At 71.0% G+C, this 8,627-nt stretch carries 4 protein-coding genes; all 4 read left to right on the top strand.

What is annotated here, in order from left to right:
* A partial coding sequence (locus G6045_RS42505; RefSeq protein WP_456243486.1) for a pectate lyase family protein occupies positions 1-2,195 on the top strand: 2,195 nt, incomplete at its 5' end.
* Between the two features lie 15 nt (positions 2,196-2,210).
* A complete protein-coding gene (locus tag G6045_RS37145) occupies positions 2,211-3,167 on the top strand; it encodes a GlxA family transcriptional regulator (protein WP_165336648.1) in 957 nt (318 codons plus the stop codon).
* Positions 3,168-3,286: 119 nt separating this feature from the next.
* Positions 3,287-4,285, top strand: a complete 999-nt coding sequence (gene gap / locus G6045_RS37140; RefSeq protein ID WP_165336647.1) for a type I glyceraldehyde-3-phosphate dehydrogenase — start codon at positions 3,287-3,289, stop codon at positions 4,283-4,285.
* Between the two features lie 128 nt (positions 4,286-4,413).
* Complete coding sequence (locus tag G6045_RS37135; RefSeq protein ID WP_165336646.1) at positions 4,414-8,595, top strand: S8 family serine peptidase; 4,182 nt, start codon at positions 4,414-4,416, stop codon at positions 8,593-8,595.
* The last annotated feature ends 32 nt before the right edge of the window (positions 8,596-8,627 follow it).

Below are 8,627 nucleotides of genomic sequence, written 5' to 3'. Positions count from 1 at the left end.
CCCCCGCCACCCCCGTACGGCAGGACGCCCGCGACCTGGGCCGGGAGGTGCTGCCCGAGGGCGACGGCTGGGCGAGCGAGGGCGGCGGCACCACGGGCGGCGCCGCCGCGGACGACGCGCATGTCTTCACCGTCCGCACCCGCGCCGAGCTGGTGCGCGCCCTGGACGGCGGCAGCGACACCCCGAAGATCATCAAGGTCGTCGGCACGATCGACGCCAACACCGACGACCGCGGCCGCCCGCTCGACTGCGCGGACTACGCGACCGGCGGCTACGACCGCGCGGCCTACCTGAAGGCGTACGACCCCCGCACCTGGGGCGCCGCCAAGCCCTCCGGACCGCAGGAGGAGGCCCGTGCCGCCTCCACCGCCCGGCAGGCCGAGCGCGTCGAACTCGCCGTCGGCTCCCACACCACGCTCATCGGCCAGGGCTCCGGCGCCGTGCTCGAAGGCGGCAGCCTCCAGGTCGAGAACGCGGACAACGTCATCATCCGCAACCTCGAAGTACGCGACGCCTACGACTGCTTCCCGGCCTGGCAGCCCAACACCGGCGGCCTCGGCGACTGGAAGTCCGCGTACGACACCATCTGGCTGCGCGGCGCCACCCACGTCTGGATCGACCACGTCACCGCGAGCGACGGCGACCGCCCCGACGCACGCGAGCCCGTCTACTTCGCCCGCCCCTATCTGCGCCACGACGGGCTCCTCGACATCACCAACGGCGCCGACCTGGTCACCGTCTCGTGGAGCGTGTTCGACGAGCACGACAAGGCGATGCTGATCGGCAACGGCGACGGCGTGACCACCGACCGGGGCAAGCTGCGCGTCACCCTGCACCACAACCGGTTCAAGTCCGTGGTCCAGCGCGCTCCGCGCGTGCGCTTCGGCCAGGTGCACCTCTACAACAACCGCTACGACATCCCGGACGGCCGCGAAGGCGACTACCGGTACTCGATCGGTGTCTCCACCGAGTCGCGGATCGTCGCCGAGAACAACGCTTTCACCGCCCCCGCCCACATCGAGGTCGCGGACCTGGTGAAGAGCTGGAACGGAACGGCGCTGAGCCAGCGGGGCAACGAGTTCAACGGCTTCCCCGTCGACCTGCTCGCCATCTACAACGCGTACAACTCCGGCAGCGAGCGCGACCTCGTCGCGGACGTCGGCTGGACACCGGAGCTGCACGGCCGGATCGACAGCGCGCGCGTGGCCGCGCGGGACGTGGCGCGCGGGGCGGGGGCGGGCCGCCTGAGCCCGTCGGCCCTCTCAACTACTGCCTCCACTAAGGCAGTTGTCACCGTCCGGCACGCCGACCGCCCCCACGGCTTCGCCTCCCTCGCCGGCGGCACCACCGGAGGCGGGGGCGGCCGCGTGGTCACCGTCCGCACGCAGGCCGACCTGGCCAGGTACGCCGCCGCGCCCGAGCCGTACGTCATCCGGATCGCGGGCGCGATCGAGGTGGCACCGTTCGGCTCGGACATCGTGGTGGCCTCCGACAAGACCCTCGTCGGCGTCGGCACCTCGGGCGAGATCGTGCACGGCGAGCTGCACCTCAACCCCGGCACGAGCAATGTCATCATCCGCAACCTCACGATCCGCGACTCGTACGTCGAGGGCGACTGGGACGGCAAGACCACCGACTTCGACGCGATCCAGATGGACTCCGTCCACCATGTGTGGATCGACCACAACCGCCTGACGCGCATGGGCGACGGACTGCTCGACATCCGCAAGGACAGCGACTACATCACCGTGTCGTACAACCGCTTCGAGAACCACAACAAGGCGCTCGGCATCGGCTGGACGGAAAACACGAAGACCCGGATCACCATCGACCACAACTGGTTCCTCGGCACCAAGCAGCGCAACCCGTCGGCCGACAACTGCGCGTACGCGCACCTGTACAACAACTATCTGTCGGCCCAGGTCGACGACGGCGATCCCGTCTGGACGTACGGGAACTGGGCGCGCGGCAGCACCAAGATGGTGATCGAGAACAGCTACTACGACGGGGTGCAGCACCCCTATCAGGCGGACGCCGAGGCCGAGTTGGTGGAGCGCGGCTCGGTCCTGAAGAACACCACGGGCCGCCATGACGAGTGGGGCGCGGCCTTCGACCCGCGGTCGTTCTACGCCTACCGGCTCGACCCGGCGCACGCGGTACCGGCACTGGTGCGCAAGTTCTCCGGGCCGCAGTAGCCCTAACCTCTCCCTGTGCCCTCTCCCCGCCTCCACCGCGTCGCCGTCCTCGTGCTCGAAGGCGCCAAGCCGCTCGATGTCGGGATCCCCGCGCAGGTGTTCACCACCCGCGCGAGCATGCCGTACGAGGTCCGGGTCTGCGGGGCCGCGCCCGGGCTCGTGGCGGGAGGCGACGGGCTCGCGTACTCGGTCGCGCACGGGCTCGACGCGCTGGAGTGGGCCGAGATCGTCTTCGTGCCCGGCTATCGGTTCCCGGACCGCGAGGACCCGCCGGGCAGCGTGGTGGACGCGCTGCTCGGCGCCCATGAGCGGGGCGCGCGGCTCGCCGCCATCTCGACGGGCGCGTTCGCGCTGGCCGCCACGGGTCTCCTCGACGGCCGGCGGGCCACCACGCACTGGCACTACACCCGGGCGCTCGCGGCCCGGTACCCGCGCGTCCAGGTGGACGAGAACGTGCTGTTCGTCGACGAGGGCCCCGTGCTCACCTCGGCCGGCGCCGCCTCCGGCATCGACCTGTGTCTGCACATCGTGCGCGGCGACCTCGGGGTGGCCGCGTCCAACCACGCGGCCAGGCGCCTGGTCGCCGCTCCGTACCGCAGCGGCGGCCAGGCGCAGTACGTGCCGCGCAGCGTGCCGGAGCCGCTCGGCGAGCGGTTCGCGGTGACCCGCGAGTGGGCGCTGCACCGGCTGGGCGAACCGCTCACGCTGGACGAACTGGCGCGCCAGGCAGGGGTGTCGGCGCGCACGTTCTCCCGGCGGTTCGCCGAGGAGACCGGGTACACGCCGATGCAGTGGGTGCTGCGCGCCCGCCTCGATCTGGCCCGTGAGCTGCTCGAACTCTCGCAGCGCAGCGTCGAGCAGATCGCCGCCGACGTCGGGCTCGGCACCGGCGCGAACCTGCGGACGCACTTCAAGGAGATCCTCGGCACCACACCGAGCGAGTACCGGCGCACCTTCACGCGAGGCAGCTGACATCCCCTACGGACGACTGGCGGGATCCTTTCGAACCATGGCGATCCCGCCACTGTCCGCAGGAGGCGTCGCGAGCGAGCCTGGTGGCGAAGGACAGACGGAAAAAGGGGACACCACTCATGACTCGCATCGCCATCAACGGATTCGGCCGCATCGGACGCAACGTGCTGCGCGCCCTGCTCGAACGCGACAGCGCCCTCGAGATCGTCGCCGTCAACGACCTCACCGAACCTGCCGCGCTCGCGCGCCTGCTCGCCTTCGACAGCACCTCCGGGCGGCTCGGCCGCCCCGTGACCGTCGACGGGGACACGCTCGTCGTCGACGGCCACCGCATCAAGGTGCTCGCCGAACGCGAGCCCGCGCAGCTGCCCTGGGCCGCACTCGGCGTCGACCTCGTGCTCGAGGCCACCGGCCGCTTCACCTCGGCGAAGGCGGCCCGCGCCCACCTCGACGCGGGCGCGCGCAAGGTCCTGGTCAGCGCACCCTCGGACGGTGCCGACATCACGCTCGCGTACGGGGTCAACTCCGACGCGTACGACCCGGACCTGCACACGATCGTCTCGAACGCGTCCTGCACCACGAACGCGCTCGCCCCGCTGGCCCAGGTCCTCGATCAACTCGCGGGAATCGAGCACGGGTTCATGACGACCGTGCACGCCTACACGCAGGAGCAGAACCTGCAGGACGGCCCGCACCGCGACCCCCGCCGCGCCCGCGCCGCCGGCGTCAACATCGTGCCGACCACGACCGGCGCCGCCAAGGCGATCGGCCTGGTCCTGCCGAACCTCGACGGCAAGCTGTCCGGCGACTCGATCCGCGTGCCCGTACCGGTCGGCTCGATCGTCGAGCTCAACACCACCGTCGCCCGCGACGTGACCCGCGACGAGGTCCTCGCCGCCTACCGCACCGCGGCCGAGGGCCCGTTGGCCGGTGTCCTCGAGTACTCCGAGGACGCCCTCGTCTCGTCCGACATCACCGGCAACCCGGCCTCGTCGATCTTCGACTCGGCGCTCACCCGGGTCGACGGCCGCCACATCAAGGTCGTCGCCTGGTACGACAACGAGTGGGGCTTCTCGAACCGCGTGATCGACACCCTCGAGCTGCTCGCGGCCGGCTGACCGGACGGACGGACCTGTGCTGGTGGCCCAACGGTGCCACCGGCACGGGTAGGTCACCTCAGACCGTTGTAGTGGCCAGCGGTTCACGACGAGTGTGCTCCCCCATGGGGTACGTGAATCGAAGAACCATGCACATAGGCCTGTCGGCCGCGGTGCTCGGCGGACTGCTCACATCGGTCCAGTCGACATCCGCCGCCGCAGCGCCTGCCGCCACCGGACAGCAGAAGGTCATCGTCGTCCTCGACGGGGCCTCGGCGATCGAGGCACCCGCGGGTGCCTCGAAGGACGCGAAGCCCGCCGAGGTCAAGGCCGAACGGGCCGGCATCGCCGAGCAGCAGAAGGACTTCCTGGGCCGCGCCAAGGGCGCCGGGGTCGACCCGGAGTCCGTGCGCAAGCTCGGGCTCCTGGTCAACGCCGTGGCGATGACCGTCGACGCGGACGAGGTCGCGGCGCTGAAGAAGCTGCCCGGGGTCAAGTCCGTGGTGCCGGACGCCCGGATGAAGATCACCATGGCCGATGCCAACGAACTCGTCGGCAACACCGACGTATGGCAGCGCGAGGACGCCGAGGGACAGAAGGTCACCGGCAAGGGCGTCACGGTCGCCGTCATCGACTCCGGTATCGACTACACGCACCCCGACCTGGGCGGCTGCCTGGGCGAGGACTGCAAGGTCGTCGGCGGATACGACTTCGTGAACGACGACGCCGACCCGCTGGACGACAACGGGCACGGTACGCACGTCGGCGGCATCGTCGCCGCCAAGTCCGCGACGGACAACGGTGTCACGGGTGCCGCACCCGACGCCGAGCTCCTCGCGTACAAGGTGATGAACCAGGACGGCTACGGCGAGATGTCCGACATCATCGCCGGCATCGAGGCGGCCGCCGACCCGGCCAACCCGCACCGCCCCGACATCATCAACCTCAGCATCGGCGCCACCGGACCAGGTATCGACGGCACCGACCCGGTCGGCCTCGCCGCCACCGCCGCCTCCGACGCGGGCATCCTCGTGGTCGCCGCGGCCGGCAACGACGGCCAGCAGTATGCGATCGGCTCGCCCGGTTCGGCGGACGGCGTCCTGACCGTCGGCGCCTCCACCTCCCGTACGCGGGTGCCGCACGCGGCCGTCGGCAAGGACGAGATCCAGACGTACCCGGGTGTGATGACCGCTTACGGTCCCGCCGAGCCGGGCACCGGCCGGGTCGTCGACCTGGGCTGGGGCGAGCCCGCGGACTGGGAGCGCGCCGGCGACGTCAAGGGCAAGGTGCTGCTCTTCGCTATGCCGCCCGGGCAGACCGAGGAGGACGGCGTCCAGGACTTCGAGCAGAAGTTCTACGAGGAGGCCGAGAAGCGCGGCGCCCTCGCCGTGATCGGCGGCGTGAGCCCGAGTGGCGCGCCGGTCGCCGCCGAGCAGGGCCGCGAGCAGGCCGAGCGGCCGGAAGCGGCTCCCCAGGGCGAGGTCAAGGCGGCTGCCACGAGCGGCACCCTCGGCACCGACCACTGGCGGATGGACAAGCTGGCGATCCTCGGCGTGGACCGGCTGACCGGTCAGGAGCTGGGCAAACTGGCCGGCACCGACACCGGGATCACCATCAGCTCCACCGACTCCAGCGACCAGATCGCCTCGTTCTCCTCGCGCGGCCCGAGCCCGCGGTTCGGCCTGGAGCCGGAGATCGTGGCGCCGGGCGTGGAGATCCGCTCCACGGTGCCCAAGTCCCTTGTCTCCACCGGGTACTTCCGGCTCTCGGGTACGTCGATGGCCTCGCCGCTGGTCGCCGGATCCGCCGCGCTCCTTCGCCAGCTGCACCCGGACAGGACCGCCGCCGAACTGCGTGACGAACTGACCGGGACCGCCAAGCCGCTCGACGCCGCGATCACGGCGCAGGGCGCGGGACGCCTGAACACCGAGGCCGCCGCCGACGCCCGGATCTCCGCCTCCCCGGCGACGCTGGCCTTCGGCCACCCCGACGCCGACGAGGACGAGGTCGAGGGGCGCGAAACCCTCACCCTGCACAACTCGTCGGACCGCGCGGTCAACGCCCGCGTACGCGGCGACGACCAGGCGCGCGTCTCGCCGTCGGCCGTCCGCATCCCGGCGCACGGCAACGTCAAGGTGACCGTGTCCGCCGAGGCAGACCGCCCCGCCACGTACCAGGACATCACCGGCCGGATCTCGGTCGACCCGGAGCGCGGCCCCGACCTCACCGTCCCCTACCAGCTCACCTTCATGCCCCTGGAGGTCGAGGCCACGCCCGACCCCTCGGACGGCACGGCGACCGTGTACGTCTACTCCCAGGTCGCCATCGAGTCCACCTCGAAGCTGAAGGTCGACCCGCGCCACGGCCGTTCGTACGAGGTACCGCTGAAGAAGGCGGCGCCGACGCACTACGTGGCCGAGTTCAAGGACTTGGCGCCGGGCACGTACGACCTGTCCGTCGACGGCCGCTCGGTGTACGGCAACACGGTCTACGGCGAAGGGGCCTTCGAGGTCACCCGGAAGACCGAGTACAGCGGCAAGTGGAAGCCGGTCGGCCCGTACAGCGCCGGCGGCCAGGTCAGCCTCGCGCCGACCGCACCGGACCAGGCCGTGGTGTCCAACGGCACCATCGGCGGTGCGTGGGTGACCACCGACAAGGGCAAGTCCTGGCAGCAGCGCACCCGGCTGCCGTTCGGCGGCGCCAGGCGTCCCCCGGTCATCGTGGTCGACTCGGCCGACGAGCGGCACTGGTGGTCCGCGGTCCGCTCCGATCACCCGCCGGTGCGCTACGGCGGCCTGCTCATGGAGACCCACGACAGCGGCCGCACCTGGACCAAGGTGAACGCGCCCGACTCCCCGTACACCAATCTCCTCTCCGACCCGAAGCACCAAGTGCTCATCGCCGAGGACGAGTTGGGTCAGTACACGATCAGCCGTGACCGCGGCCGGACCTGGAAGGTCGAGGAGCTCGGCTTCCCGACCGACTACATCCTGTCGGTGCAGCTCGGCGGCGACGACCTCTACGGCTGGGAGGGCAAGAACATCTGGGTGATCCGGGACTTCGTGTCCGGGGGCCCGAAGCCCGCGGAGAAGATCTTCACCGGCACCGCAGGACAGACGTTCTTCGGTTACGACGTCTCCGGGCCGCTCGTCACGCTGCAGGTGCAGGGCACCGACGCGGGCCTCAGGGTCAGCGAGGACGGCGGCCGCACCTGGACCAACACCAAGCGGCGCCCCAACGGCAGCGTGAGCCTGTCGGCCGGGCAGGTCCTCCACGACGACCAGGGCAGGCTCAGCCGCAGCACCGACGGCGGCAAAACGTGGACGAGCGTGGACAAGCCCAACCGCAACACGGTGTCCGAGGACTTCGACGTATGGGCCGACGGCTCGCACACCGTGGGCTTCACCTCCGGCGTCGTGCGCGGCGGCGAGGACGGCGCGTACGACAGGATCGGCGTCCAGGGCAGCACGGTGTCCGCGCTCGCCGTTTCCGACGGCACGCTCCTGGCCGCGACCAAGAGCGGCATCTACCGCACCGGTCTCGGATCGAGTGAACCCGACTGGGGCCAGGGCGAGTTCGAGGGATCCACGGGCGCCTCCTACCCGCATGTGAAGGCCTCCGGCAAGACGGTCTGGCGGATCTTCTCCGGACTCTTCGGCAACTCCCTCGAACGCAGCGTCGACGGCGGCGTGACCTGGGAGAGCCGCGGACAGCTCGACGGCGACCTGACCGCGCTGCACATCGATCCGCGGAACCCCGACAAGGTCACCGTCGGCTACGCCAACCGCCGGGCCGGCGGCGTCTACACCACCTCCGACGGCGGCGAGAGCTGGACCTCGTACAACCACAAGCTGTACGTGGGCGCCCTGGCGCAGCAGCCGGGCTCCGACCGGCTGTGGCTCGGCGGCCCGCTGGGCCTGTGGTACTCCGACGACGGCGGCAAGTCGCTGAAGAAGGCGGACGACAAGGAGACGACGGCGATCGCCTTCGAGGGTTCGCGGATCATCGCCGGCGGCCCGGACCTGCGCTACTCGTCCGACGGCGGACGCACCTTCCGTACCGGCGACTCGGGCGGGCTGCGGATGCTGGTCTCGGACATCGTCGAGATCGACGGCGATCTGTACGCCGGCACGCAGAGCCGCTGGGACTGGGGCAACCCGTTCGGAGGCCGCGGCGTGCTCAAGTCCGAGGACGGCGGCCGCACTTGGGACAGCCTCGCGCGCGGCATGCAGAACACCGACGTGCAGTCCCTCGTCGCCGACCCTTCGGGCGAGGCGTTGTACGCCGGGACGTACGAGGGGGGTGTGCTCCGGCTGACGCTGGACGACTGATCCCCGGGGGTGGGGCCGGCCCGGTTTCGGGC

The organism is Streptomyces mesophilus (assembly GCF_011044995.1).
Lineage (GTDB): Bacteria > Actinomycetota > Actinomycetes > Streptomycetales > Streptomycetaceae > Streptomyces > Streptomyces mesophilus.
This window is presented reverse-complemented; position numbering and strand designations above follow the sequence as displayed.